General features: G+C 41.6%; 22 protein-coding genes. 8 read left to right on the top strand and 14 right to left on the bottom strand.

The annotated features are described in order from the left end of the window. Window positions 1-24: 24 nt before the first annotated feature. Complete coding sequence (gene pobA / locus J8L84_RS03965) at window positions 25-1,239, top strand: 4-hydroxybenzoate 3-monooxygenase (protein ID WP_247670549.1); 1,215 nt, start codon at window positions 25-27, stop codon at window positions 1,237-1,239. 27 nt (window positions 1,240-1,266) lie between these two features. Here the strand turns inward: pobA and J8L84_RS03970 are convergent, their stop codons facing one another. Then, on the bottom strand, window positions 1,267-1,896 hold the full coding sequence (locus J8L84_RS03970; protein WP_211069551.1) for a GntR family transcriptional regulator: 630 nt from the start codon (window positions 1,894-1,896) through the stop codon (window positions 1,267-1,269). Between the two features lie 24 nt (window positions 1,897-1,920). Between J8L84_RS03970 and J8L84_RS03975 the strand changes: the two genes are divergently transcribed. Then, on the top strand, window positions 1,921-2,457 hold the full coding sequence (locus J8L84_RS03975; protein ID WP_348771809.1) for a hypothetical protein: 537 nt from the start codon (window positions 1,921-1,923) through the stop codon (window positions 2,455-2,457). 220 nt (window positions 2,458-2,677) lie between these two features. On the opposite strand, the gene J8L84_RS03980 is transcribed toward J8L84_RS03975, so the two are convergent. Then, on the bottom strand, window positions 2,678-3,664 hold the full coding sequence (locus J8L84_RS03980) for an MBL fold metallo-hydrolase (protein ID WP_211069552.1): 987 nt from the start codon (window positions 3,662-3,664) through the stop codon (window positions 2,678-2,680). A gap of 406 nt (window positions 3,665-4,070) precedes the next feature. Between J8L84_RS03980 and J8L84_RS03985 the strand changes: the two genes are divergently transcribed. Next, a complete protein-coding gene (locus J8L84_RS03985; protein ID WP_211069553.1) occupies window positions 4,071-5,273 on the top strand; it encodes an MFS transporter in 1,203 nt (400 codons plus the stop codon). 814 nt (window positions 5,274-6,087) lie between these two features. Here J8L84_RS03985 and J8L84_RS03990 read toward each other — a convergent pair. Beyond that, window positions 6,088-6,861: a glutathione S-transferase family protein gene (locus J8L84_RS03990; protein ID WP_211069554.1), complete on the bottom strand. Its 774-nt coding sequence runs from the start codon at window positions 6,859-6,861 to the stop codon at window positions 6,088-6,090. A 231-nt stretch (window positions 6,862-7,092) separates the two neighbouring features. Between J8L84_RS03990 and J8L84_RS03995 the strand changes: the two genes are divergently transcribed. Then, window positions 7,093-7,749: a glutathione S-transferase family protein gene (locus J8L84_RS03995; protein ID WP_247670575.1), complete on the top strand. Its 657-nt coding sequence runs from the start codon at window positions 7,093-7,095 to the stop codon at window positions 7,747-7,749. A 26-nt stretch (window positions 7,750-7,775) separates the two neighbouring features. Continuing rightward, complete coding sequence (locus J8L84_RS04000) at window positions 7,776-8,519, top strand: siderophore-interacting protein (RefSeq protein ID WP_211069556.1); 744 nt, start codon at window positions 7,776-7,778, stop codon at window positions 8,517-8,519. A gap of 255 nt (window positions 8,520-8,774) precedes the next feature. Here J8L84_RS04000 and J8L84_RS04005 read toward each other — a convergent pair whose 3' ends face one another. Together J8L84_RS04005 and J8L84_RS04010 are read right to left on the bottom strand one after the other, a co-directional pair. Beyond that, a complete protein-coding gene (locus tag J8L84_RS04005) occupies window positions 8,775-9,731 on the bottom strand; it encodes a PDR/VanB family oxidoreductase (RefSeq protein ID WP_211069557.1) in 957 nt (318 codons plus the stop codon). Window positions 9,732-10,121: 390 nt separating this feature from the next. Then, window positions 10,122-11,165 carry an aromatic ring-hydroxylating dioxygenase subunit alpha gene (locus tag J8L84_RS04010; protein WP_317350025.1) on the bottom strand — a complete coding sequence of 348 codons (1,044 nt, stop codon included), beginning with the start codon at window positions 11,163-11,165 and terminating at the stop codon, window positions 10,122-10,124. 457 nt (window positions 11,166-11,622) lie between these two features. Here J8L84_RS04010 and J8L84_RS04015 point away from each other — a divergent pair, with 457 nt between their 5' ends. Further along, window positions 11,623-12,522 (top strand): LysR substrate-binding domain-containing protein, encoded by a 900-nt coding sequence (locus J8L84_RS04015; RefSeq protein WP_211069559.1) that lies wholly within the window; start codon window positions 11,623-11,625, stop codon window positions 12,520-12,522. Between the two features lie 133 nt (window positions 12,523-12,655). On the opposite strand, the gene J8L84_RS04020 is transcribed toward J8L84_RS04015, so the two are convergent. The 7 genes from J8L84_RS04020 to J8L84_RS04050 all read right to left on the bottom strand — a co-directional run bounded on the left by J8L84_RS04020 (window position 12,656) and on the right by J8L84_RS04050 (window position 21,640). After that, window positions 12,656-15,145, bottom strand: a complete 2,490-nt coding sequence (locus tag J8L84_RS04020) for a TonB-dependent receptor (protein WP_211069560.1) — start codon at window positions 15,143-15,145, stop codon at window positions 12,656-12,658. A 1,058-nt stretch (window positions 15,146-16,203) separates the two neighbouring features. After that, window positions 16,204-17,322, bottom strand: coding sequence for an FAD-dependent oxidoreductase (locus J8L84_RS04025; RefSeq protein WP_348771803.1), 1,119 nt, complete (start codon window positions 17,320-17,322; stop codon window positions 16,204-16,206). 8 nt (window positions 17,323-17,330) lie between these two features. Beyond that, window positions 17,331-17,693: a Rieske 2Fe-2S domain-containing protein gene (locus J8L84_RS04030; RefSeq protein ID WP_211069562.1), complete on the bottom strand. Its 363-nt coding sequence runs from the start codon at window positions 17,691-17,693 to the stop codon at window positions 17,331-17,333. A gap of 5 nt (window positions 17,694-17,698) precedes the next feature. After that, entirely contained in the window at window positions 17,699-18,631 is a 933-nt protein-coding gene (locus tag J8L84_RS04035) for a VOC family protein (RefSeq protein ID WP_211069563.1), read from the bottom strand. 10 nt (window positions 18,632-18,641) lie between these two features. Next, window positions 18,642-19,802 (bottom strand): prolyl oligopeptidase family serine peptidase, encoded by a 1,161-nt coding sequence (locus tag J8L84_RS04040; protein ID WP_211069564.1) that lies wholly within the window; start codon window positions 19,800-19,802, stop codon window positions 18,642-18,644. A 51-nt stretch (window positions 19,803-19,853) separates the two neighbouring features. After that, entirely contained in the window at window positions 19,854-20,645 is a 792-nt protein-coding gene (locus tag J8L84_RS04045; protein WP_211069565.1) for a cyclase family protein, read from the bottom strand. Continuing rightward, window positions 20,645-21,640, bottom strand: a complete 996-nt coding sequence (locus J8L84_RS04050; RefSeq protein WP_211069566.1) for a fumarylacetoacetate hydrolase family protein — start codon at window positions 21,638-21,640, stop codon at window positions 20,645-20,647. The genes J8L84_RS04045 and J8L84_RS04050 overlap by 1 nt, the downstream gene beginning before the upstream one ends. Window positions 21,641-21,834: 194 nt before the next feature. Between J8L84_RS04050 and J8L84_RS04055 the strand changes: the two genes are divergently transcribed. After that, a complete protein-coding gene (locus J8L84_RS04055; RefSeq protein ID WP_211069567.1) occupies window positions 21,835-22,743 on the top strand; it encodes a LysR family transcriptional regulator in 909 nt (302 codons plus the stop codon). A gap of 6 nt (window positions 22,744-22,749) precedes the next feature. Here J8L84_RS04055 and J8L84_RS04060 read toward each other — a convergent pair whose 3' ends face one another. Together J8L84_RS04060 and J8L84_RS04065 are read right to left on the bottom strand one after the other, a co-directional pair. Continuing rightward, complete coding sequence (locus tag J8L84_RS04060; RefSeq protein WP_211069568.1) at window positions 22,750-22,905, bottom strand: hypothetical protein; 156 nt, start codon at window positions 22,903-22,905, stop codon at window positions 22,750-22,752. A gap of 142 nt (window positions 22,906-23,047) precedes the next feature. Then, a complete protein-coding gene (locus J8L84_RS04065; RefSeq protein ID WP_211069569.1) occupies window positions 23,048-24,121 on the bottom strand; it encodes an aromatic ring-hydroxylating dioxygenase subunit alpha in 1,074 nt (357 codons plus the stop codon). A gap of 242 nt (window positions 24,122-24,363) precedes the next feature. Here J8L84_RS04065 and J8L84_RS04070 point away from each other — a divergent pair, with 242 nt between their 5' ends. Continuing rightward, entirely contained in the window at window positions 24,364-25,314 is a 951-nt protein-coding gene (locus J8L84_RS04070; protein ID WP_211069570.1) for an AraC family transcriptional regulator, read from the top strand. Window positions 25,315-25,549 lie beyond the last annotated feature (235 nt).

Raw genomic sequence — 25,549 nt, forward strand, 5'->3', positions numbered from 1 at the left:
AAGAGATAATGAGTTAGACTAAAAATGAAATCAATCAAAACTAAAGTTGCCATCATTGGTGCTGGACCTTCGGGTTTGTTACTGGGGCAACTGCTCGCTAAACAGGGCATAGACAATGTGGTCATTGAACGGGTATCGGCCGACTATGTGCTTGGTCGAATTCGTGCCGGCATATTAGAACAAGGTTTGGTTGATTTGTTGCGTGAAGCCGAAGTAAGCGAACGCATGGACCAAGAAGGTCATGTGCATGACGGCTTTGCCATTAGTTATTACGGTAAACCCCATCGCATTGACTTAAATAAACTTACCCAAGGCAAAACGGTGATGTGTTATGGCCAAACCGAAGTAACAAGAGATTTAATGAATGCTCGTTCAGAAAAAGCGCTAGCCACTTATTATAGTTCTAGCGATGTGCTTTTACATGATATCGAAAGCGAAAATCCCACAGTCACATTTGAGCAGGACGCTGTAATTTACAAGCTAGAATGTGATTATATCGCCGGTTGCGATGGTTTTCATGGTGTGTCACGTAAAAGTATTCCGGAAGAAAAACGTCAGGAGTTTGAGCGGGTTTATCCCTTTGGTTGGCTTGGCATATTGAGTGACACGCCACCAGTTGATGATGAATTAATTTATTGCAAAACTGAACGTGGATTTGCGTTAGCGAGTATGCGTTCATCAACGCGTTCTCGTTATTATCTGCAAGTGCCGTTAACTGATAAGGTAGAAGATTGGAGCGATCAACGATTTTGGGATGAGCTTAAAAATCGCTTGCCACAAGAGTCTGCCAAGGCTTTAGTCACCGGCCCTAGTATCGAAAAAAGTATTGCACCACTGCGTAGTTTTGTTTGTGAACCGATGCAATTAGGTAAATTGTTTTTAGTTGGCGATGCCGCGCATATTGTGCCCCCAACGGGTGCCAAAGGTTTAAATCTAGCAGCCTCTGACGTGGCTATTTTATCTCGTTTATTATGCCAAGAGTATATTGAGAATCAAGCAAACGCCAGTCAGAGGTATTCTGAATTAGCCTTAGAGCGAGTGTGGCATGCTGAACGTTTTTCTTGGTGGATGAGCAATATGTTGCATGATTTTAAAGATGATGCCGCAGAAGCAAACAGTTTAGATCAGAAAACTTTTGAACGCTTTATGAAGTCTGAACTAGACTTTTTTCTGAGTCATGAAGCCGGCCAACGGGTTATTGCAATGCAATATGTGGGCTTGCCTTATCCTCAAATTTAAATGACGCTCCCCCATTAATTGAAAACTTTACATGACAGTTCTGGCTGATTCTTTATCAAATAGCGCTGAATAGGCCAAAGTAGCATGTGCATGCTCTTTCATCAGGGCTTCTGCACGAGCACCTTGACCATTTATCAAAGCATGAAATACGGCATGATGTTGAGTGTGAGCATAAAACAATCGTCGGTATTCTTGCTGCATTTGTTTAGGATTAAAGGCCAAGGCGCTATCAGAGGCGAAAGGTAGATGCTCACTGAGCGCTAAGGCCGCACTAATAGCACTGTTGCCACTAGCGGCAATAATTAATGCATGAAAACGCATGTTCATTTTATGATATTTTTCAACATCTGCTTCTGCTAACACGCCATTTTCAAATAATTGATCACCGGCTAGCAAACAGGCCTGTATGTGCTCTTTAGTGCTTTCACTCAGCCCAACTTCTGCCGCTTGCCTTGCCGCTAAACCTTCAAGTACGCCTCGCACTTCCACAGAATCTACTATTTGAGCCTGGGTGAAGTTCCTCACCTGATAACCGCGGCGAGGCAACTTTTCAAGCAAACCTTCTTGAGCCAGTGCACGAAAAGCAATGCGTACTGGGGTACGCGAAATACCTAAACGTTCTGCGGTGGGAATCTCAGCCACGAAACCTATGTACATGCCTCAAGCATTGGCCAAAAAGAAATAGACGAAGCGCCGGTTTCTACAAAAGTGGAAGGCAACCAAGTAGTAACTAGTCGCTTTATGGATGATGTGTATGCACCGCCTTTTTGGCAAAACGCCCTTCGCGCTAATGACTTGGCCGATGACGTAAAAGTGGACCGCTGGCAAATCTGCCGTTTCGATTTACCTAGCCATATTATGATTGAAGTGGGTGTGGCTCACGCAGGCTTAGGCGGATATCACGCCCCACAAGCATTCAAAGCCAGCAGTATAGTAGTTGATTTTATTACGCCGGAAAGCGACACATCAATTTGGTATTTCTGGGGTATGGCGCGTAACTTTAAACCCCAAGATCAAAAATTAACGGATTCTATTCGTGAAGGTCAAGGGGTTATTTTCTCTGAAGATTTAGAAGTATTAGAGAAACAGCAGCAAAACCTGCTGCATCCTGATCGCAAATTGCTGAAGCTGGATATTGATGCAGGCGGCGTAAAGGCGCGACGGTTAATTGATCGAGCTATTAAACAAGAACACCCCCTTGCTCCCAAAGCACCTTAAAAACTGGAGAATTCGATAGCATGATTAAGATGCCAGATATGGTTTATGCAGCGCTTGAATATACTTATTACCGTGCGTTTGCTTTAAGGGGCGTCAACAGGGTGAAGATTTGCAATAAAATAGTCTAAATGTAAAAACATCGGGAAAGCAATAATGCCAGCCCCGATGTTTTATCAAATAACCTGAATTATGTTTAGATAATTGGTTTTACTGCCCAAGTTTATTTTTGCAAGGTAAAACGATCTAGGTCGTTAGCGATAGTAATATCACCCTTATAAAATTCAGCTACTTCATTGGTGTATTTTTCAAATTCAGCAGGTGTCACTAAACCAGGTGCCATATGTGTTACCACTAATTTTTTGACTTTAGCCTTGGTAGCTAATTGACCTACATCAGCCGGTACTAAATGATGTTTAGACAAATGTTGCTGCATGTGGCCAAGAGCTTTGGCTGGCATCATCGGGTTCATGCGTTTTACCAAATTTACTGTATGTTCAACGTCCATCATTTCACTAATCAATAGATCAACGTTCTGTGAGAGCAATTCAACCGCTTCACTCGGCCCAGTATCACCAGTATACACAACGCTATAGTCAGTCAATTCGAACTTAAATGATAGGGCTTGAAATTTATCGTACTCCTCGCTGCCTTTTGGCCAGCTGTAATGACTATTGCGGATAACACTGAGGTTAAATCCATCAAAATCAATGCGTGAACCATCTGTTACTTCTACCACTTTAACATGACTACTTGGCGGCGGGGGCACTTGACCAGGTACTCCATAGTGGCCTAATGCGCCATAGGTCATATAAGCAAATATCCCATCTACGGTTTGTTTTGTGCCCGGAGGCCCGTAAATAGTTAATTCACTTTTAGTTTCAGTTTGCCAGCGTAAACTCAAAATAGCAGGAAGTCCGCCAGTGTGGTCAAAATGAAGATGGCTTAAAAAAATTGCATCAACCTTTTTAATATTCAAGCCGACTTTAGCTAACTGTCCAGCCGTCCCGTCGCCCGCATCGACTAAATAGGTCTTTCCATTAACTAACAAGGCATTTGCTGGTTGTGAGTGAGTCGCATTAGGAATAGGTCCAGCCATTGTACCCAGAGTTATCCATTCATTTTTTGTATTTGTTTCGCTGGCCGCCAAAACATGACTAAAAATACTCGCACCAATAAGTGTACTAACAATAATTTTCGACAGCTTCATTAATTTATCCTCTAATAATTCCTATTTATAGGTCCTGCAAATGGCGCTTCTTTCACCGCCATAATAATTAGTTAAATGCCAAAGCTCACAAAGCCCACAAAGCCCAACACTTATTTAACACTTCATTAACTATACGTTACAAGGAACTATCGTGATAATTGATTTTATAGATACAATTAAGCTGTTATTGAAATACTTTTGAACTATTTACTATCAGTTTTCATGATAGTTAAAATCAGATTAATCCATTTTTAATATATACAAATATACAACATGCTTTTAACATAAACCTTTAACCAGCCTACTTAGTGTTAGTACTTGAATTCTGCATTACTCTAGAAAACAATCGTTTAATGTATGTAATAAAGGGTATTGAGGCTTAGTAAAAACATTTGGATATACCTTTATGTCGACTCACCTCGCTGATGTAAACCCAACAAATAATCAAGCCTCTGCTAAACACGGCATTATTCTTATTCTGGCAGCTATCATGCCGCCAATGGCAATTATTACTCTAATTCCTATTTTGCCTCTATTGATGAAAGAGTTCTCTGATGTTCAAGGATCAGCGTTTTTAGTTCCTATCGCCCTAACTATTCCAGCCCTATGTGTTGCGTTATTTTCGCCTTTAGCAGGCTGGATTTCAGATAAGATGGGTAGAAAGCCAGTATTGATATCAGCACTTTTGATTTACGCGATTATTGGTTTAGTACCTTATTTTCTAACCAACCTAACACAGATTATTATCGCAAGAGTTATATTGGGTATTGCGGAAGCGGCTATAATGACAGTAGCAACCGCGCTAATTGCTGACTATTTTAAAGGTAAAGCGCGGCAACGTTGGGTATCTATCCAAATAGCGTGTGTAAGTTTAAGTGCTATTGTACTGATTGCTATAGGTGGGCTATTAGGTGAATTTTTTGGCTCTCGGGGACCGTTCTTACTTTATCTGCTTGCCATTCCAATCGCACTATGTGCTGCTTTTATCCTTTATGAACCAATAAAAAGCCATGAGAAAGTCAGTTTAGATACGCCCAAAGTACCTTGGTCACGTGTTTTACCCTTACTGTTTATTACACTTTTTGTGGGTGTTGTCTTCTACACTATTATGGTTAAACTTGGAGCGATTTTAGCGTTAGCAAGTGAAGTATCACCTGCAATAATTGGTGGAATAGGAGCTGCAGCGAACATTGGTATGGCTTTAGGTTCAATGGCATTTGGTAAATTTAAAGGAGCTTCTGGCCCTAGGTTGATTAGCATCGGTTTAACATTATCGGCCATTGGTTATATAGGTGCCGCTTTCTCGACAGCGCTAATATTCACCAGCATAGCCATCTTTGTAGCCTCCTTCGGTTTTGGCATGTTATTACCTACCATGCTGAACTGGATACTTAGTGTGCTACCTAGAAATGTCTTAGGACGTGGAACTGGCCTGTGGACTGGCGCATTTTTCTTAGGGCAATTTACCGCGCCTATCATAGCTACTGCTTTGGAAAGCAAAGTAGGCGGACTCGAAAACGTATTAATAGTATATGCAGGTTTATCGATTATCGGTGTTGTTATGGCTTTAACTAAGATAAAGGGCGCTAAAGGATTGGTTAATCACTAATCCTATTTGAAACGACAGGCAAATAGCACACACTCATGATGACATAATCAATGTAATGACTGTGCACCCCATTGATGGGGATTTGCCTGACACGATGTCTAACTAACGGTATCAGAGTGAATAGTTCTGCCATAAGCGCTTGAAAATGTCACTTATTGATAACAGTTTTTTTAGCGTAGAGCACGCCACAGAAAATCCCCACCTTGTTAACCGGCATTCCTCTATTTTTCCTAGTTTAGTCTCTGCGATTATTAATGGTTAGCTTTCATAACCTAACTTGCCAATGAATTTGAACAAAATAGGATGAGAACAATAAATATACTTTTAATAAAAACGTGGTTCATAGATGCTCCATGGGATATTAGCGGACATGACAGCTGTCGAGTAGATTAGAACGTTTGGACAACTATATTGAATGTATGTCCGAATTAGCCCTACGGATTAGTAAAAGATTAAATAAAACATGGTCGCAATATGTAATTCACGTCCCGATAAAATAATTACAACTGCGGGATACGCGCCACCATTATCAAAACCAAAACTATAGAGCCACACCATCGCTGGGAGTTTCGTATCACTTTATATTTTTGGGGGGACCATACATTTGAGAATGAACAGTCTTCGCTTATCGGCTCACCTAATGGTGCTGCGTCATCGGGAAAAGGTATTTGCAAATTATCGTTACAAAAATGCGTGACATCGCTAGTATCCTACCAAGTACTGACTGATTGTGACGGTTGCCAACGTCAATCTGAAACAGGTTACCAACTATCATCCCCAAGTTTGAGTGTTAATTCGGGCAGTAAGCCGCTAATTAATCGAGCATAGAAAGTTTTTCTGCCGATGCCATTAATTGTATATATTCTGCGTTGTGCCATTCAAGAACACCAACTTTGTATGCATCTGTGGTTTGCACCCGAGTCAACCATGCATCAATTTGCGGGTAATCAGCCCACATACTTTTAAGCTGTAATTGTTCTAAACGCTCAATATAAGGTAAAAAAGCAAAGTCGACGAGACTAATACCAGAATTCAATATCCAGTGGTTACTTTCAAGAGCACTGGCTAAATCTTTTAGTAATTTTTTGTAAGCATAAATAGCCAAATTTAGACGGGGAGATTCAGTGCCATTGGTGACCATATCCCGCATCAGAACTTTACGAGCAGGGTCTGGGATATTAGCCAAAAACGACTCTAATGCGTCATCTGTTGTATAACGTTTTAATATTTGTTGACGAAAGGCAAGGCAAAAGCTAATAACCGCAATTTGCTCATGTAACCCTGCATCTAATCGGGTCAACCATACCCTCAATTCCGCTTTTTTAACTGGGCATTCGGGCATTAAAGGCGCTTCTGAAAATACTTCTTCAAGGTAATAACAGATAACATTTGATTCGGTAATTATGTGGCCATCGTCGACCAATACTGGAATGACCGCTTTCGGGTTTATTTTTAAAAATTCCGGGGTGAATTGTTCCCCTGCACGCAAATTCATATGCACACTATGGTAAGTTAATTGTTTGTACGCTAGCACTAGGCGCACTTTCTGAGCACAGACAGACATGTCATTGTGGTAAAGCTCTATCATGTTATTTCCGACTTATTTTAGAAAATATAAATCAAGATTACCTCATGCAAACTGCTGCTAAAATTGGCTTTATTAGATACTAACTATTGGCATTGCTGATAGGTACTATGAAAATAGACGAATAGTGTTAGTGAACCAAATTCGCTATGCTCGTACTTTAGTAAAGTAAGCATTTTATGGTCCAAGCATTAACCCTCTGGGAGTTTCAGAATGAGTAATATAGTTCTTTATATGTCGCCAGGCAGTTGTGCTCGTGTGAGTGCCATTGTGTTAGAAGAATTAGAACTTGAATTTGAAACTCGTGTTGTGCGTTTTATGAAAGGTGAGCATAAATCTCCTGAATTTAAACTGAAAAATCCTAAAGGAAAAGTCCCTGCGCTTATCTACAAGGGCCAGACGCTTACTGAAAATGTCGCCATTATTACCTATTTGAATCAACTACATGGTCAACTGTTACCTGCAACTAACAATGCCCTAGACTTTGCAAAACAGATTGCCGATCTGTGTTTTTGTTCTGCAACACTGCACCCTTTGGTCACACGTATAAGAATGCCAGGATTTTTTGCAGGCGACGACAATGCAAAGACAGTGCAAGACATTGCCTTTAATGCCATGGATGAGTTTTTTCACTTAATTGATAACCAGTTAGCTGATCGGCAATGGTGGTATCAAGATCAATGGTCAGCTATGGATGCCTATCTTTTTTGGTGTTTTTGGCGTGTTCAAGGGGCTGGTTACCCTGTTGAAAAGTTTGCTCATTACTGCGCTCATGCGCAAAGAATGGAACAACGACCCGCTGTAAAAAGGGCAATTGCCCGTGATGATGAAGCGATTAAGATTTTGGAAAACGAAGGTTTGCTGTTTACACCCAAAAAGATTTTTCGTTAATTCATTTTATTTAAAAGGAAAATGTTATGGCTACTAGGCCCGCACCAAGAAATTTAGTTGTGATCAACAGCCGATATATCACACCTAATATGTTACGTATTACCTTAGGCGGCGAGGAGATGAGTGACTTTCCCGCAGATCAAGACAGCGCTTACGTGAAGTTAATTTTTCCAAGGGCCGATGGCGGTCGCCCTATGATGAGAACCTACACCGTTCGTAGCCAAACAGAGAATTCGATTGATGTTGATTTTGCTTTGCATGAAGTGAAAGGCCCAGCCTCTTCATGGGCAGTAAGTGCTAAAGTCGGCGATAAGATTATTGTTGGCGGGCCTGGTCCTAAAAAACTGCTTAACCAAGATGCAGATTGGGTAATTATCTGTGGTGATATGACAGCCTTACCGGCTATTAGTGTCAATCTTGCAATATTACCAAAAGACACAAAAGGTTATGCAGTGCTAGAAGTAGTTGATGATGCTGATATACAAGATCTCGTGCATCCTGACAATGTGCAATTAATTTGGGTTGTTAATAAACCCAGCGCTAATACGGAAGTTTTGCCTTTACTTGAACGCATCAAATCATTGCCTTCATTTGAAGGTAATTTATCCGTATGGGTTGCCTGTGAATTCAACACCATGAAAGCAATTCGTAAGTATTTGCGCAACACCTTTGAACTGCCTAAAAGTCATTTTTATACCTCAAGTTATTGGAAACTCGGCGTCTCTGAAGATGAGCATAAAATTGCAAAAAGGGAAGACAACGGATCCTAAGTGTAGGATCCAAACCTATCTATTAATACGACTTGCAGAGGCTATTCGTTTGACTCAAAAAAGTGAACCTCGATGCACTAAATTTTTTCGATAAATTAGTCAAACTTAAATAAGTTGGCTACTGTTTTGAATTGAACGACTCCATGTTGCTGGCTCTGAAATCTTCCAATTTCTTTACTAGTGCATTGTTTGCTAACGTTAATCATTTGGGTATTTCAATGGGATTAAGCCACCAAAATCCCATAACACTAAAAGCTATAAGTCTATCGTTAGCGTACTTGTTAATGCCCTTGAGCAACAAGGTGTAAATTGGTCATTTTTAGCTTTTTCTTCGCTAGATAAAAACTCATCTCTATGGTCGGGAACGCCATCTGTTACAGCGGTTAAACAAGCGCCACATATTCCCATTTCACAGGACATATCGATCTCAACACCAGCATCTTCAATGGCTTCTAGCGCTGTTTGATCGGATGCAACATCTATCTCTAAACCAGAACGACTTAAAATGAGTTTAAAAGGTATATCCCCAGTGTGTGACTCTTTAGGTTCAACTTTAAAAATTTCTTTATGTAGGTTTTGCTCATTCCATGAATGTGACTTCGCAATATCAAATATATAATCCATGTAGCCGACTGGCCCACATGTATACAAATGGGTATTTTCGGTAAAGTTTTTCAATGCCTGATTGATTGTCGCCGTATTGTTTTCCTCTTCATCTGAAAAAGAAAAAAACACCTTGGAGGCAAACGAACAAGTGGATAGTTGCTGATAAAAAGCGGTTTCAGATTTCGAACGTGTTCGATAGTGGAGTTCGAAATCTATGCCATGACTATCAAGTTCTATTGCCATTGACATAATAGGGGTAATTCCAATACCACCAGCAAAAAGTAACACTTTCTTACTTTGAACGTTGAGCGGGAACAGGTTCCGTGGTTCAGAAATAATCAGTTTATCTCCTACCGCAAGCTCATTATGCATTCTAATTGAGCCGCCCCGCGAGTTAGCATCCTTTAACACTGCAATTTTATAAAAAGCTTCAGCTTGTGGATGATTAATCAGAGAATAATGACGCAGTAGATTTTCCCCAAGGTGCACATCAATATGACTACCTGTTTCAAAAACGGGTAATTTCCCACCATCTTCACGCACCAACTCAAAGCTAGAAATATTAGGGGTCTCTTGCGTTTTCTTCTGAATAACAACTTCAAACATAATTTTCCTCGGTCTACATATTTTGCCTAAAGCAAACTAGATAAATACAACCTAATTGGTTTTTGTGCGGTTTAGCTCAGTTTTGATGACATTATCTAATGCCAATGCTCCTTGGCCTGAGAAGATGAAGTAAAAATACTCAAAACAGAACATGATTGTTTGCTCTCCCTCATTGACTATAGGGGACAAATCTTTTGTTGCATGAAATATAAAGTCAGCAACGGCCAGATAGCAAAAACGGTACGGGTACGCCATCCCAACAATATACGTAGCCCGCCAACGAATACTTAAACGCCTGCAACTCCAACTAAACTAAACCGTGCCAATGGACCTTGATGATGGATGGCCCCTGCACGGTAATGAGACAGTTTCTGCGAGACGTGCTGATATCTATGCGTCTTCTAAAGGGATATTTTCCTCGGCTAACATAGCTTCAATTCTTCTACGAACTTGGACCGCTGGTTTATCTGCCCCCACTAAGAGTTCTCGTTGTTGAGTTACGGCGTAATCTAGTCTTTTTTCTACCGCATTGATGGCAATTTGATCCTGGCCTCTAATTTTTTGATCAGCGACAAGTTGGAATTGATCTAAATCTTTATCCCCTAATCTGAAATTGCGTGTGGAAAAACCAAAGTAGTGAGTGGTCTTGTCTGTTTCTGGGGTTGCGCCGTGGAGGATCATCAGTGTACCCAACTCCTTTGGAACCTCGCTTTTACCAGGGACAGCTGTAACAATAGGTAAACTTGTTGACATAAATTCTGGACCAAAGAAGTCACTTTTTATCATGAAATCACAGAGCCCTTCGAATTCTGCTTCTGGACCAAATACCATCTTGAAATAATCGTTCCAAGGTGCTTTGCCATTTCGCGTTATGCGATAACTTCTTTCTCGCTCTTCTGTGTTAATAGGTATATCGGCCATCGCATCTTTACCTGATATGTGGTGATGCACATAAGGAAGGTGGGTAAGATCCATTAAATTATCGACTAATAATTGCGAGCGACCTTCTAGGTGAAAGTAATTTTCGGAATGAAATTCCCACCCAGGCTGGTCTAATCCAAAATCTTCATATGGAGGAATTAAATCAATATCACATTTATCTTCATCACCCATCCATATCCAACAGATTGGACCTTTTTCTACAATTTTGTATACCGGCTGACAAATTCTACCTGTGACTTTGGGCTGTGAAGGAATTTGAATACAATCGCCATTATCAGCAAATTTAAAGCCGTGATAGCCACATACAATGGCATCACCTTCAAGTCGCCCTTGAACTAAAGGCAAATAGCGGTGTGGACATAAGCCATACATAGCAACAGGGGTGCCATCTTCCTTACGATACATCACAACAGGTTTGTTCAACATGGTACGTTCCATTGGCTCCCGAGTTATCTCTGTTGAAAACGCCGCCATATACCAACGATTAGTCACGATTGAACTTTTATATTTAAATGGATACATAATTTAATATTCCTCTATTCAATACTTTTAGTAAGCTTTGTTTACCCTGTTGTTTAGTAACGTCAAGACTTCATACATCTTGTCTTCTATGACTTGTTCTGAAAACTATCAGTATAAAAAAAACCTAAATACGCGTTCTAAGCGCAGCGCTTAAAACCTTACTATTTTTAATGCCTTTACGATTCTGATGTAATATATCAGCGCCTATTAAGACTCACCAATCCTTATCAACGCTAGTTGGTATCGGTAAATTCGATGGTATTATAAGCAATAAAAAATAACGCCCCAAAACACCAAAAAACACTTTAAATTCATCACCTTAATTTTATTTTCAATATTTGAATCCACTGGTTGATTGACGGCAAAGCTCCTTTAAAATAGATTGGTATCATCTTTTGGTAGCGATAAAAATGATGGTGATGTGTGAATGCGCTTTAAAGGACTGGATTTAAATTTGTTAGTTGCGTTAGATGCACTTATTACTGAGCGCAACATTACCCGAGCAGGTGAGCGTATTAATATGAGCCAATCAGGAATGAGCTCAGCGGTATCTCGGTTACGCCAATATTTTGATGACGATCTATTTGTTCTTGTAGGTAGAGAACTTGTACCCACTTCTTTAGCTGAGACACTGGAAAAGCCAGTACGCCGCATCCTTATAGAAATGGAAAACACCATCATCAATCGTCAAAAATTTGACCCTAAAAGTGCGGATCGTAGTTATAATATTAGCGCATCTGAATTAACCACCATGGTGTTAATGCCAAAGGTCATTAGTCGATTAGCTGAAGAAGCACCCAACATTCGCTTAGAGTTATCAACAATAGGTAACATTGAGCTGCTTGATAAAGGTGATATTGATTTAATGATAATCCCTCGTCAGTTTACCTTAGAAGGTCACCCCTACGACGAAATTTATCAGGAGGGCTACAAGTGTATTTGCTGGCAAGGGAACATATCTATTGGTGACAAAATCACCTTTGAGGATTATCAATCGGCTGGTCATGTTGCAGTGAGCTATGGGAAAAATCACTCTCCAGCTTTTGATGGTTGGTTTATGAGTAATTATGGCATCAAACGCAAGGTCGAAATTACCACATCAAACTTGCTCGCACCGCCACTACTTATCATAGGAACGCAGCGAATTGCCACTGTTCATAGCCGACTAGCACAGTTTGTGAGCCAATCACTTCCCATCAAAATTATGGACCCTCCAATTGAAATTCCGGCGTTAATGCAAACCATGCAATATCATCGAAGTCGTGAAAATGATGCAGGGTTAAACTGGTTAAGACAATTGATTATTGATATAGCAAAAACAATTTAATGTATCTCTTCGAACACATTTTTAGTATGTAAAAAAACCCCGATAATCGGGGTTTTTTACTAACAGGCCTACAGCCCAATTTTAATGCTAAGAATTCGCGGCTAACATTTATTGCGACTCTCTTGCGCCGGTCCTAATAGAAGTTTGCTCTTAAACGAAGCCCAAAGGTACGAGGTGGATTATGAATAGCGTACGTTAGCCCTCGGTTGTTGACATTTGAGTTAGCCACAAATGACTCATCGGTCACATTGCGAACAAACACAGATATAGCCCAGTTAATATCGCCTGAGGTAGACATAAGCGTGGCATCTAGGTCTAGCGTTGTATAAGACTTTGCTTCTGTCGCATCGACAAATAAGAAATTAGTTTCTTGCTCAGAACGATGAGAAACCTGTGCAGTCAAAGACAAATAATGTTCGTCAAACTCAATATTATGGTTTATTGCCATGCCAGCACCGAAATCAGGAGAATACAATAAGCTTTCTCCAGAACAATCATAGCTTTCGATTGCACCTGTTACACCTGTTGATGCACATCCAAACCGACCTCGTCCAGGGTCCGATACCAGCGTCAGCGAGTCGTAGGTCGAATCTAAGAATTGAGCATTGCCGCTTATCGTGGTGTCAACGCCGACTCTCCAAATCATATCCACATCTAAACCTTGAATGGTTGAGTCACCATTAGCAATCGGAAACGACGATGCGCTATCTAATGTAGTGAAATAAGTAACTTGCTGCCCATCATACTTCCAGTGAAATGCTTCTAAGTTAAGTTGAAGGGTGTTGTCTAAAAACCGATTTTTCGAACCTATGGTAAATGCATCAATATACTCTGGGTCATAGGTAGGCGATACTGCAGATAAATCGACGCCACCTGCGCGATAACCCGTTTCGAAAGTTGCGTACAATAAATTGTCTTCGGCCACGTCATACTCTAGGCCAATACGGTATGTCGTTTCGCTGTAATCTAAGTCCGCCTCTATGAATCCCTCACCCACATTTGCTATTGTGCCTATTTGAGGAGTAATACCACCTGGAATTGTTAAGTTATATAATGGAGGAGGCCCCATGCCAGGTACTGTCGCAACTGAGTCTGGTGCAATTAATCCTTCATTCACAAAGTACGCTATGAATTCATCCCGATCTGAAGTGATAGGGTGAGCTGGCATAGCACCAGAGGCACAACCGTTACCAAAACTTGCTGGCGGTGTTAGGAAGTTACCGCTAGACGGCGCACCACCACAGAAGGTAACAAACGTATCACTAATACCCTCAACGTACTTTTTATCTTCCGTGTAACGCAAACCTAGATTTATACGAAACGTTTCCGATATGTCATATGTTCCCTGACCAAATATAGCCCATGAGTCGCCACCATTTTCATAATTTTGGATTGGCGAAGCATAGTTCTGCGCGAACACACCACTGGTTTGAATTTCTTCGTCAAAATAGAATGCGCCTAAAATACCATTAAAGGGACCTTCGAAATCAGTTGTAAAGCGGGTCTCTATACTCGTTTGCTCGTTTTCCTCACTCGTTTTAGCGGGTGCAAAGCCAGGACCAATAAATGTGTACTCTTGGTCTGATTTTCTGTACGCGGGGATCACACTTAATGTACCTAATTCAGTCGTGTAATTTAATTCAACCATTAAGCCTGAAAATGAAAGATCCTGACCTAAGTCGTCAATATTTAACGGTTTGTATGGTGCAAACGATGGTGTGTGCAGCACACCCGTTCGAATGTCGTTAGCTTCATCTGAGGTAGGGCCAGAATAAAGAGCAATTCCTGAAGGAGTAAAATCAGTTAGACTGCCAGAGTCATTACTAAACGTACCTATCAGGTCACCGCCTTGGCCTATCCCTGAATTTTCAGAATAATCTGCGGCAAAACGAATGTTAAAATCATCAGAAGGTTCATAGTAAACTTGAGCTCGAACAGCAAACGTATCGGCATCGTTAGTGCCATCGTCAGAGTAACCATCGCGTTGTAACGAGTTAATTGATAATCTGAGCGCTGCATCATCGCCAATCGGTGCATTGTAAGCGCCTTGGAAACCTAATCTTGAATAATTGCCTACTTCAACTTGAGCGTAACCTGAGGTTTCACGTAACTGAGGCTTTACAGGGATGTAATTAACAACACCGCCCGTTGCGTTACGTCCATATAGGGTACCTTGAGGCCCTTTTAGAATCTCAACCCGTTCCAAATCGAAAAGCGCTTGTCCCGCAGCACCACTAGAACGCCCTAGATAGACCCCATCGACGTTCTGCGCAACGGCGGCATCAGTCAAAGGGTTGACTGTCAACGCCCCTACCCCACGTACAAAAATACTTGTCAGTGGGCCACCACCAGGACTTATCCCTAATGAAGGAGAAAGCCTGCCTAGGTCTTGACCAGAATCAAGACCTTGACGAGTCAGTGAATCCTGATTAACCGCTAACATTGGTACAGCCGCGTCCTGTAACGACTCAGATTTTCGTTGAGCCGTGACCATAATTGTTTCAATGGCAGCGCTTTCGTCAGCCTCTACTTCTTGGTTTGCAGTCTCTTGAGCTGCAGCTTGAAGTGATAGTGCTGAAAATGCCAGAAGCGGAAAATATAACGATAGTTTTTTTAGTTTCATGTGACGTCCCCAATAATTATTGCTGTGCCAAACTCGTATATGTAGTGTTCGATGCTATAAAACAGCCTGATGTTAAAATTTAATAGCAAACATAGTGCTTATTTAACGTTTTTGTTTCATATGATTAACATAGGACAAATGTAGGAATTGATAAAATCGAATATTTTGATATTAACTATCTATATAGGCGATACCACTATCCCTTAGTCGAAGTGGCATTTTGCTCAATCTGGCAATGTGTATGGCTGTCGTAAGCTCTACTATGACTTAGAAGATATTGGAGAAAAGTTCGGCATCAATGGTGTTCGCAAACTGAAGAAGTAAAAAGAGGCAATAGCCCAAGTCGTCTCTCGAAAGCGCATTATCTTAGGCATGGACAAGCAAGTGATGGCAGTTGTGAGATACAGTGATTATTAGGTAAGAAAAGCACTTAAGTCTGGAGTGCTACCGCTTCCTATAATAGTTGATTATCGCATTATCCGATTTGAGGTAATTAATCAATATTATCAGGCAGATGGATTCGTTTTGCAGTGCTCACAAAGGCGTATTTTAAGTCGGTAATAATAGCGTTCCTAGATACATTAAATCGGCTTAACCCATTTCTCACATACAAGTTAATTATAGTGTTTGACTTAGCTATTTAGTGGCATTGATACCTATTAAATATAAATAATTGAATAACAACACCCGGACACTACAGCTTCAAATGCTGACTAAACTGCACGAATAAAATATGGCATCATTCTACGCAGCAAACGACTGCAAGCATCGACATATGTTATTTTTGAAAAGGTGAACAAGATAGGCTCTCTTCATTTGTGCGACCTACTCGACCAAGAGAAATCCTTCATGACCAAATACCTAGGTTGGCTTTAGAGAAAAATTGCTCTTGAGTGGTATATCAAAGGCAGATTTAGAGGTCGTCATTAGGTATTACCTTAGCTCAATAAAAACCTAAAACAAATTAACGCATTTGAACCACTGTAGAAAATAACACTATACGTGACATAAAATGAGCCAAAAAGGCACTTGTCCTTTTTGGCATTAAAATAGCCGTTTTAAATTGGCTGAGCCAAGGCCATCATTGATTCGCGCATAATTTGTGTATGCTCTTGCTTATCGCCGCCCTCTATTTCAATTTGAGCTAATCGAGCCGAATTCTCCACCACCATACGACAACGTTCCCAACGACGGTCTTGAAATGTGGCGAGTGCTTTTTCCAGGCTCACATTTTTGGATAATTCTTCTGCTAAGACAATGGCACTTTCAATACCAATGCAAGCACCAGATGCTAGGTGAGGTGTTGTTGCATGTACCGTATCACCAATAAGTACGATACGATTTTTATACCAAGGAGCAGGCACAAGTAATTTCCCTATAGCACGAAAATCAATCAGTGAATCTTCGTTCATCATATCTTTAAATTGCTGAATGATTGGGGCGGGAAAAGTCGCCATTAAGGCTTTAAGCTTCTCTAAGAAATCAGCGGGCTCAACGTGTTGACGTTCTTTTTTGTCTTCAGTCAAAAATAGATACATTTCGTCCTTGGACATAGGGTTTACCCCTACTTTCAAATGAGGTCCGACCCACATCATAGTGTTTTTTACTTCTGGAAGACGAGGTAGTACCGCACGCCAAATTCCTTGCCCTACATATTTAGGCTCTTCAGCTTCGGGGAATTGAGTCTTACGTACTTGGGAAAACATGCCATCTGCGCCAATCACTAAGTCATAGCTTTGTGATGTACCATCGGCAAAGGTAACGTCTACACCATTCTCTGTCTGAGTCATTTCAGTGAAGGTGCAACCGAGCTTAACATTGGAGCCTGACTGTCGGGTTTTTTCTGCTAGTATTTTTGCCAGAGCTGGACGCATAATGGCCCCCGAATTAGGAATATCTGGATCACCAATCACTGGCGTAGGAATATGAGCCAAATGCACGCCATGGGGAGCGTGTATATCCAGACCACTATGGGCACTGCCCACTTTTAAAAAGTCCTCTAATATACCTAGCGTTTTAAAAGCCCGTAATGTGGCACCACCTATGCTGATACCCGCACCATCTGTTCGCCAATTAGGATCAATTTCAACTAAATCGACCTCGATATCATTTTTACGTAGCTCAATGGCAGCAGACATACCTGAAAAACCACCACCAACAATCAAAACTTTATTCACACATGGGCTCATGATTTGAACTCCTCTATTATTCTCAGGTCAACCCACATGTCATTGCAGGCGTTAACCTCGACCTCTATCTTTGCTAACGATTGGCCCTCACAAGCCCCCTGAATACACAGACCATTTTCTATATCAAACAGAGCTCCATGGGCGGCACAAACAATGTATTTGCAAGCGGCATCTAAATACTGATGCCGCTTCCAGGGCAAAGACGTACTGCCGTAGTGCGGACAGACATCTGAATAGGCATATACCAGCCCCCCCTTTCGCACCACAAACAAGCTATCTTGACCTGTGCAACCAGGGTCAAATCCTCTGGCCTGTCCATCGGCAATATCACCAATATTACCTAAGCGTACTCTACTCATTTGACTTAGGACGCTTTAGACGGAGGTGGCCCGCCTGGCGCCCACTTCTCTTCATAGTGCAATAAAAATACTTGAGAGTTATCTGCACCAGGCATGGCTTCACGTGCAACCCATTGTTCGTCATGTAAGTCCATGTCTGCGTCATACTCAATATTGCAACCAAAGGGGCTTTTAAAATACCAAAACCAATTAGAGCCAAAGATGTGACGACCTGGTCCCCAGAAACTCTGGTAACCTTTTTCAACCAAGGCATTGCCTGCCTGTGCGACTTCTGTTGGGCCACTCATATGAAAAGTAAAATGCTCGACACCTTGCATGTGCGGCGGCGTATTTAAAAAGAATAAGGTGTGATGGTCATTTGTGCCGGCAGGGCGCATAAATGGCCCCATATGTTTAAATCGGTCGGTAGTCACAAAGCCAAGGCGTTCAGCGAAAAAGGCTTCAGCTTTAACAGCATCAGGCACAAAATAAACCACATGAGACAAGCTTCGAGGTTTAGCCACAAACTCTTTGCTGACACCTGTTTCATTCACTCCTCGTTGAGGCGGTGCACCCGGTGCATTAATGGTTTCAGCTGGCAAGTCGAGGGCTTGACGAATAGTCACTTGAAACCCTAATACGAATCCCATGTCATCCATCGTTTCGATGCTGCCATCATCCAAGGTTTTGACTTCTCTATCTTTTGACAACTCGGCCTTTATTGCATCTACTGTTGCATTATCAGCAACACCATAAAGGGTTTTACGCAGCATAGAGCCGGTGCTAAGAGCTTCGGGAAGTGAGGCGTTATCTTTGCTGTGAATTTCAATGCCTGTGCCATCAAGGGCGACAAAGTTGACATCATCTTGCTGTGTTAGTCCATAATCGAGGGCGAACTGCTTACACGCGGTGACATCGTCGACAGCAAAAATAAGTTTGTCTGGTCCGATAATATTCATAATAGGACTCCTACTTTTCTTTTAATTCGTTAAAGGTTTCAGCCACCCAATCAGCGATGTAAGAACCCGCATTCGAACTGTTATCAAAACTTGAATGCTGCACGCCACCTTCACGTTCGGTAAATATTTTAAGTTCGCGTTTAGGGCTATTAACTAATTGCTCGTAGGTGCGCTCGGCCCATTTAAGGGGGATTTGCGAATCCTTCAAGCCATGAGTAACTAAAAAAGGCACTTTAATTTTTTCAATCTGACCATCAAGATGCACGTTTTCAGCAATATTCATGAAGTCATCCATATCTTTGGCGCCCCACACCCATTGGACATGTGCCCAATAATGGGGAACGGGGAAGTCACCTTCTTTCTCTAGGCGACGCTTTTGCACATCACGCCAGTCATGGTTAGCGCCCCAAATACAACCTAGGGCAAGTCTAGGTTCGTTGGCAACCGCACGAGGACAGTAATAACCGCCCAAAGACACCCCTTCCATACCAATTCGTTTGCTATCCACGTCTTCTTGTTGTTCTAGCCAATCGACCACTGGGCTGGCCCAATGTTCAGTATCATAACGAGCATGAAAACCTTGTAATTTTAACGCTTCACCTGTGCCGGGCTGATCCAAAATTAATGATGACACGCCGCGCTCAGCTAACCATGCGGGTAACCCCACGCGATATTTCATTTCTTTAGATGAATCAAGACCGTTAACTTGAATAAGGAGGGGCGCTGGGCCTTCTACTCCCTCAGCTTTCACATAGAGTGCTGACAGGTGTTTTCCTTCATAAGGGATTTCAACACGCACACAATTTTCTTTACCAAGCTCAATAGACTTTTGGAAAAGCTCAAGTGAATCTTTATAAAGTTCTGTTCTGCCAGGGGCTCCATGAGCTTGAATACGCTCACAGGTAATAAGGTAGGTTGCTGCACGATTATATTTATAGCCTGCTGATAAGGTGCGCCCTTTAGCCAAATCTTCTTCTGCTAAGCCGCAAAGTTTATCAGCCATCTTGGCCCAGGTGTCTCTAAAGGCTTGCACACCTTCTTTATCTGGTGATTTTGCAGCGTCTTGTAACGGACCACACATTTCCTCTATCTCACCGATACGTGCGCCCATTTCTATGGCTAAATTGACTGATAAATTCCATACGTAGTTTGTTGGAAAGTACTTAAACATAATTTTTCCTCAATTTTGGAGATTCAAAATGAATGCTCAAAATTTCAAATGTTATGATTTTTCGATTAATGCAACGGCTCTGCAAAAGCCCGCAGATGCGTGTTTAATTTTGTAAGGGAAACAATTAATTAAAAATCCCGTTGACGGTAAAGTCTCTAAATTACTGAGTTTTTCCATTTGCCCATAGCCGATATCTCGGCCTGCTTTATGGCCTTCCCAGATAATAGAAGCATCGCCAGATTCGGCAAATCTCTCACGGGTGTATTTAAAGGGGGCGTCCCAACTCCATGCGTCTGTACCCACCACTTTTACGCCACGTTCTAATAAGTACATGGTTGCTTCACGGCCCATGCCCACCCCTGCATCAAGATAACCAGGCTGCCCAAACAGTTCACCTGCGCGAGTATTGACCACCACTATGTCTAATGGCTGCAACTCATGCCCAATGCGTGTTAACTCTTCTTCCACATCTTTGGCAGTGATAACGTAGCCATCTGCTAAATGCCTAAAGTCCAATTTCACACCTGGCTGAAAACACCATTCAAGAGGTAATTCATCGATACCAAAAGCTGGTTTTCCTCCGTCGGTTGTTGATGCGTAGTGCCAAGGTGCATCCATATGTGTACCGCTATGAGTGGTTATATCCAAGCGTTCTGCAGCCCATGCTTCGTCACCCGGCATTTGTGCTTTAGTTAGGCCGGGAAACATAGCGCCCATTTCTGGCCAACCCTCTTGATGATCGGTATATTCAATTTTGGGTAATAGAGGCGGAGGATCGGTATAAGGGTTGTTGTCTAGGGTGACGGACAAGTCGACAATGGTAAAATTTCTTGGGTTAAACATTATTGGTTCTCACTTTTATTACTGGCTGTAACGCGCTGTTCGATAGCACCAAATAGACTGTTACCGTTAGTATCAAAGACATTAAACTCAACCACTTCATCTTGTTGCATAAAAGGCGTTTGTGGCGCGCCGTGCTGGATCATTTCTTTTGCGCGAAGTTCAGAAATGCAGGCTTGTCCTTTAGATGGGTCAGCATTTGATACTGTACCTGAGCCAAAAACTGTGCCCGCATTAATCGGACGGGTTTGTGCCACATGAGCAATCAGTTCATGAAAACCAAAGTGCATCTCTTGCCCATCAGGTTGGCCAAATGCTTCACTATTGCGAGTTACTTGTAAGGGCAAACACACACGACCATTCTGCCAATGCTCGCCAAGTTCATCTGGGGTTAGTGCAATAGGAGCAAACGCCGTCGCCCCTTTTGCTTGCACAAATCCAAAGCCTGTTTTCATTTCACGTGGGCCAAGGGCTCGATAACTAATATCGTTAAGCAGCACCACTAGGCGAATCTTCGAAAGCGCTTCTTGGGCAGAACAGCCCATTGGAATGGCATCCACAATCACACCAAATTCACCTTCAAAATCGATACCGTGTTTTAAATCTGCGACCACTATGTCGTCTTTAGCGCCAAGAAAGCTGTCACCAGCACCTTGATACACCAACGGAAATTTGTCTGCGTCAGCGATAGGGTCAAGATGAAATGCTTGCTGCATTAAATGACCATGATTGAGAAAAAGGGAACCATCTAGCCATTGCCAAGCTCTAGGTAAAGGAGCAAGAACAGATTGTCCAGCAAACACCGCCGCACTTTTTGCTTCGCCATTATTAAGACTTTGATACCTTGCGGTTAAGGCCTCACAGCAGCTTGACCAATTTTCTAGAGCCGACTGCATTGTTGCTGCAATGTCACTCACATCCACATAAAGGGCCCGATCGTGTGAAACGATAATTAGTTTGCCATCTGGATGGTCGGTTTTTAGCGATGCTAATTTCATAGATTAGACCCAGTTAAAATTGTTAAAAATTAATCAATTAAATTGAGTTTCAATGTTAATATTTTATTTGCAATTCAAAAAATTGAATGTTTAGATGGCAACCATCAGAAAACTGGATACCTAAAGTTCTCAAAATATTTTACAACTGAATGTCTGGTGAATGGCTTGGCTTGGCTTTTCTATGAGAAAATAATATGCGATTTGAACAACTTGACCTTAATTTACTTGTAGCCTTAGATATATTGCTTGAAGAGCAAAATATCACCCGTAGTGCAGAACGATTACACCTATCCCAGTCTGCAACCAGTGGCATCTTGTCTAGACTAAGAGCCTTTTTTGAAGATGACTTACTAGTACAGATTGGCAAAAAGATGCAGCCAACACCTTTTGCTTTAGAATTGCAGGAACCAATTGCTGGTGTACTCGCCACTGTGCGCGGCTCTATCATTGGTAAAAAAGCCAACAATCCTGAGCAAAGTGAACGTCATTTCAAAATAGTGGCTACTGATTATGTTGTGCAGGTATTGCTCCGACATGTTGTAGTGGCGGTCGCAAAATTGGCACCTAATGTCACCTTTGAGTTTATGTCACCTTTTGCCCATGAAATAAATGTCCTCTCCAAAGGTGGCGCGGACATGACAATTGCCCCTGAAGTTGCCATGTTAGATATATATTCATGTGCACCACTGACTACTGATGAATTGGTGTGTATTGCAGATATTAATAATAAACTGGTCGATGATGTTTTGACTTTAGAGCAATTTAGTTCTTTGGGCCACGTATCTGTTGGTTATGCCCGTACTAGCCACTTGAGTATTGAACATTGGTTGTTCGAAAAAATGGAAATAACTCGTCGAGTCGAGATACTTACGAATGACTTTTCAACCATGATTTATACTTTGCTAAATACCAACCGTATTGCCATTTTGCCTCAGCACTTTGCCGAAACGCATGCCCAGCGTGAATTCTTTAAAATTGTTAAATTACCTTTTGAAACACCTCCGCTAAAAGAAATTATGATGTGGCACCCCACCTTAGAAAATGATCCTATGCACCGTTGGTTAAGGCAAAAGATCATCGAAAGTGCGGCTAAATTTAATTAGTAGTAACTAAAAACGGAATGATTCATGTAATTCTGCTTCGGCCGCTAATTTATTCATGGGTATGGCAATGTCAGCTGGCAATTCATTATTGGTCTCAATGCCATCTAAGAAGAACCAGCACACAAGCCACCACGCCACCACGCCACCACGCCACCACGCCACCAAATATTGCCACTGACCTGCTTCAACGTAAAACCTAAGATTTTACGTTGAAGCTCAAGTTCCTTAAAATTGTCCAGTATCTTCATAAAGCCTAATAGCTTATGCACTGGGCGCATTTGAATAGTAAAAGATTGAATACTTATTAAAGGCCTGTCACCGCGTTTTCTGCCGCTAACATTGCATCCACTTTTCTTCGAGCCTGAATTGCTGCTTTATCAGCACCAACTATTAACTCTCTTTGAAATAGCGCTGCTTGATCTATTCTTTTTTCCATATCTTCAATGGCATCAACATCTTGTTGGCGCACTTGCATTTCAGAATCATATTGGAATTTATCTAATGTTTTATCACCTTGTCTAAAATTACGAGTAGAAAAACCAAAATAGTGGGTGGTTGTTTCAGTTTCAGGGGTCAGTCCATGCAATATGGCCATATGACCCAACTCTTTAGGCACACCATCTCTACCTGGTATTTTGGTGATAGAAGGGATGCTTGTTTTGACTAGTTCTGGGCCATAAAAATCGCTCAAGTGAACAAAGTCAGCTAACCCCTCATACTCAGCTTTTTTTCCATAAATCGTTTCTAAGAAGGGGTTCCACGGCATTTTTCCCTTTCTGAGCACTCGGTAACTTTCATCACGCTCTAAGGTCTCCATAGGAATTTTTTTCAAGGTATCTCCCCCTTTACCCAATTGCTGATGTATGTAGGGCAAATGGGTTAGATCCATTAAATTATCGACCAATAATTGCGAGCGGCCTTCAACATGAAAGTAATTTTCCGAACTGTAATATGAGTCTGAATTATCTAATCCAATGTCATGATAGGGAGGGATTAAGTTAGTATCACACTTTTCGAGGTCCCCCATCCAAATCCAGCAAATTGGCCCTCGCTCTTCTAAAGGGTAAACTGGCTGGCAAAAATTACGGGGAACCGTATCTTGTGAGGGAATTTCAATACAATCGCCGTTATCGGCAAACTTAAAGCCATGATAACCACATACAATGTTATCTCCTTCAACCCGACCTTTTACTAACGAAAAATAACGGTGCGGACATAAGCCATACATAGCGACCGGAGTACCATCTTGTTTACGGTACATCACAACTGGCTTGCTCAAAAACGTGCGTTCTATTGGTTCACGGGATATCTCGTTAGAAAAAGCGGCCATATACCAACGGTTTCGTACGATAGATGTTTTGTATTTAAATGGGTACATAATGTCAATAATCCTATCTTATTATTCATTAACTTGGAGTTCATGCTCTGCCCAAAGTCGACGATTCAAATCCGAACCCACATTGTTTACTAGTGGTTCAAATGTATATTGCTGATATACCAAACATGCATTAAAAAGTTATTAATGGGCTATAGTTGTTATTATTTTGTAACTTAGTGTAGTTTCTATATTACGGAGAATATATACTTTAAGGCCCCACATTTCGGCTAAATACTCTCATTATGGACTTACTTGGTGATGTACTTTGCTCATTAAATGTGTTTTCGCATTCAATTGGCACATTTAGGTTAGCCCCCGCGATACATTTACATTTATCTGCGCTGCCAACCAATTTTGCCTATGTGTTTTCCAATATCGACAGAGACTTTTGGATCGAAGTTGACGGTAGCGAACCCTGCCATTTACAAACGGGTGACTCAATCTTAATTTTAGGTGGTAGAGCACACCGCTTTGGAGTTTCATTAGACAGTGAACCGCAGTGTTTTGAAGAGATATGGGCAGCCAATGAACTGCCAAAATTTGGAGAAATTCGGAATAAACCAATGGATCTTAAAGTTGGTGATATCCCGAATTCTGTTTCTCTTCTATCTTTGGCATTTACAGTAGATGAACCGGAGCAAAACTCACTATTGAGATTACTGCCTCCCTATATTCTGATCCCCAAGGGAAATCAGCTCGATACATGGATAGCCGCAGCATACACTTTTTGCCAGCGGGAACTTACTCACAACACGCCAGGTTTCAGCGCAACAGCAATGAATATCACTAATTTGATTTTTGGTGAGTTTATTCGCTCTTATCTAAACTCCGCAGATTTAACCCAAATGAGTTGGATGCGAGGATTATCTGACCCGCGAATTGGCGAAGCGCTAGCAATAATGCATACACGCAGTGAAGAACAATTAAGCGTCAGTATAATTGCCAAAGAAGTAGGCATGTCTCGAGCGAGTTTTGCGCGAATATTTAAAGACTTAGTAGGACAAACACCCATCGATTATCTGATTGATTGTCGTATGCAAAAGGCGGCACAGTTTTTACAGGTAGGCAAAGTTCCAATTGGCAAGATTAGCGAGATGATTGGTTACAATTCTGAACGGGCATTTAGGCAAGCTTTTATCAAGCGCACTGGTTTGTCACCCAGTCGTTATCGTAAACAAACACTCCAGATTTAAAGCCGTAATACTTCGTATAGACCGAGATCAGCTAAAGCTTAATAAACTTAGCTCAAATAATCAGGGAGCCCATGTTGATTACATGAACCTTCTAGACAAGAGCAAACTATTGAGCTTTAAGCGGCAACCGGACGGGCAAGGTTTACATTTAGACATATACCTGTTCTTCCCTCTTTACAATTGCGACAGCGGCCACTGACAATATTAAAGGGTACTGAAAACTAGTCACCGGGCT

The organism is Alteromonas sp. MMG017 (assembly GCF_018100795.1).
GTDB lineage: Bacteria > Pseudomonadota > Gammaproteobacteria > Enterobacterales > Alteromonadaceae > Alteromonas.

Excerpts from the sequence above, each read along its gene's own strand:
- J8L84_RS03995 (WP_247670575.1), top strand. The coding sequence starts at position 7,093 with ATGTCGCCAGGCAGTTGTGCTCGTGTGAGTGCCATTGTGTTAGAAGAA.
- J8L84_RS04065 (WP_211069569.1), bottom strand. The coding sequence starts at position 24,121 with ATGTACCCATTTAAATACAAAACATCTATCGTACGAAACCGTTGGTAT.
- J8L84_RS04020 (WP_211069560.1), bottom strand. The coding sequence starts at position 15,145 with ATGAAACTAAAAAAACTATCGTTATATTTTCCGCTTCTGGCATTTTCA.
- J8L84_RS04050 (WP_211069566.1), bottom strand. The coding sequence starts at position 21,640 with ATGAAATTAGCATCGCTAAAAACCGACCATCCAGATGGCAAACTAATT.
- J8L84_RS04045 (WP_211069565.1), bottom strand. The coding sequence starts at position 20,645 with ATGTTTAACCCAAGAAATTTTACCATTGTCGACTTGTCCGTCACCCTA.
- J8L84_RS04000 (WP_211069556.1), top strand. The coding sequence starts at position 7,776 with ATGGCTACTAGGCCCGCACCAAGAAATTTAGTTGTGATCAACAGCCGA.
- J8L84_RS04040 (WP_211069564.1), bottom strand. The coding sequence starts at position 19,802 with ATGTTTAAGTACTTTCCAACAAACTACGTATGGAATTTATCAGTCAAT.
- J8L84_RS03980 (WP_211069552.1), bottom strand. The coding sequence starts at position 3,664 with ATGAAGCTGTCGAAAATTATTGTTAGTACACTTATTGGTGCGAGTATT.
- J8L84_RS04055 (WP_211069567.1), top strand. The coding sequence starts at position 21,835 with ATGCGATTTGAACAACTTGACCTTAATTTACTTGTAGCCTTAGATATA.
- J8L84_RS04070 (WP_211069570.1), top strand. The coding sequence starts at position 24,364 with ATGGACTTACTTGGTGATGTACTTTGCTCATTAAATGTGTTTTCGCAT.
- J8L84_RS03970 (WP_211069551.1), bottom strand. The coding sequence starts at position 1,896 with ATGTACATAGGTTTCGTGGCTGAGATTCCCACCGCAGAACGTTTAGGT.
- J8L84_RS03990 (WP_211069554.1), bottom strand. The coding sequence starts at position 6,861 with ATGATAGAGCTTTACCACAATGACATGTCTGTCTGTGCTCAGAAAGTG.
- J8L84_RS04015 (WP_211069559.1), top strand. The coding sequence starts at position 11,623 with ATGCGCTTTAAAGGACTGGATTTAAATTTGTTAGTTGCGTTAGATGCA.
- J8L84_RS04030 (WP_211069562.1), bottom strand. The coding sequence starts at position 17,693 with ATGAGTAGAGTACGCTTAGGTAATATTGGTGATATTGCCGATGGACAG.
- J8L84_RS04005 (WP_211069557.1), bottom strand. The coding sequence starts at position 9,731 with ATGTTTGAAGTTGTTATTCAGAAGAAAACGCAAGAGACCCCTAATATT.
- pobA (WP_247670549.1), top strand. The coding sequence starts at position 25 with ATGAAATCAATCAAAACTAAAGTTGCCATCATTGGTGCTGGACCTTCG.
- J8L84_RS03985 (WP_211069553.1), top strand. The coding sequence starts at position 4,071 with ATGTCGACTCACCTCGCTGATGTAAACCCAACAAATAATCAAGCCTCT.
- J8L84_RS04035 (WP_211069563.1), bottom strand. The coding sequence starts at position 18,631 with ATGAATATTATCGGACCAGACAAACTTATTTTTGCTGTCGACGATGTC.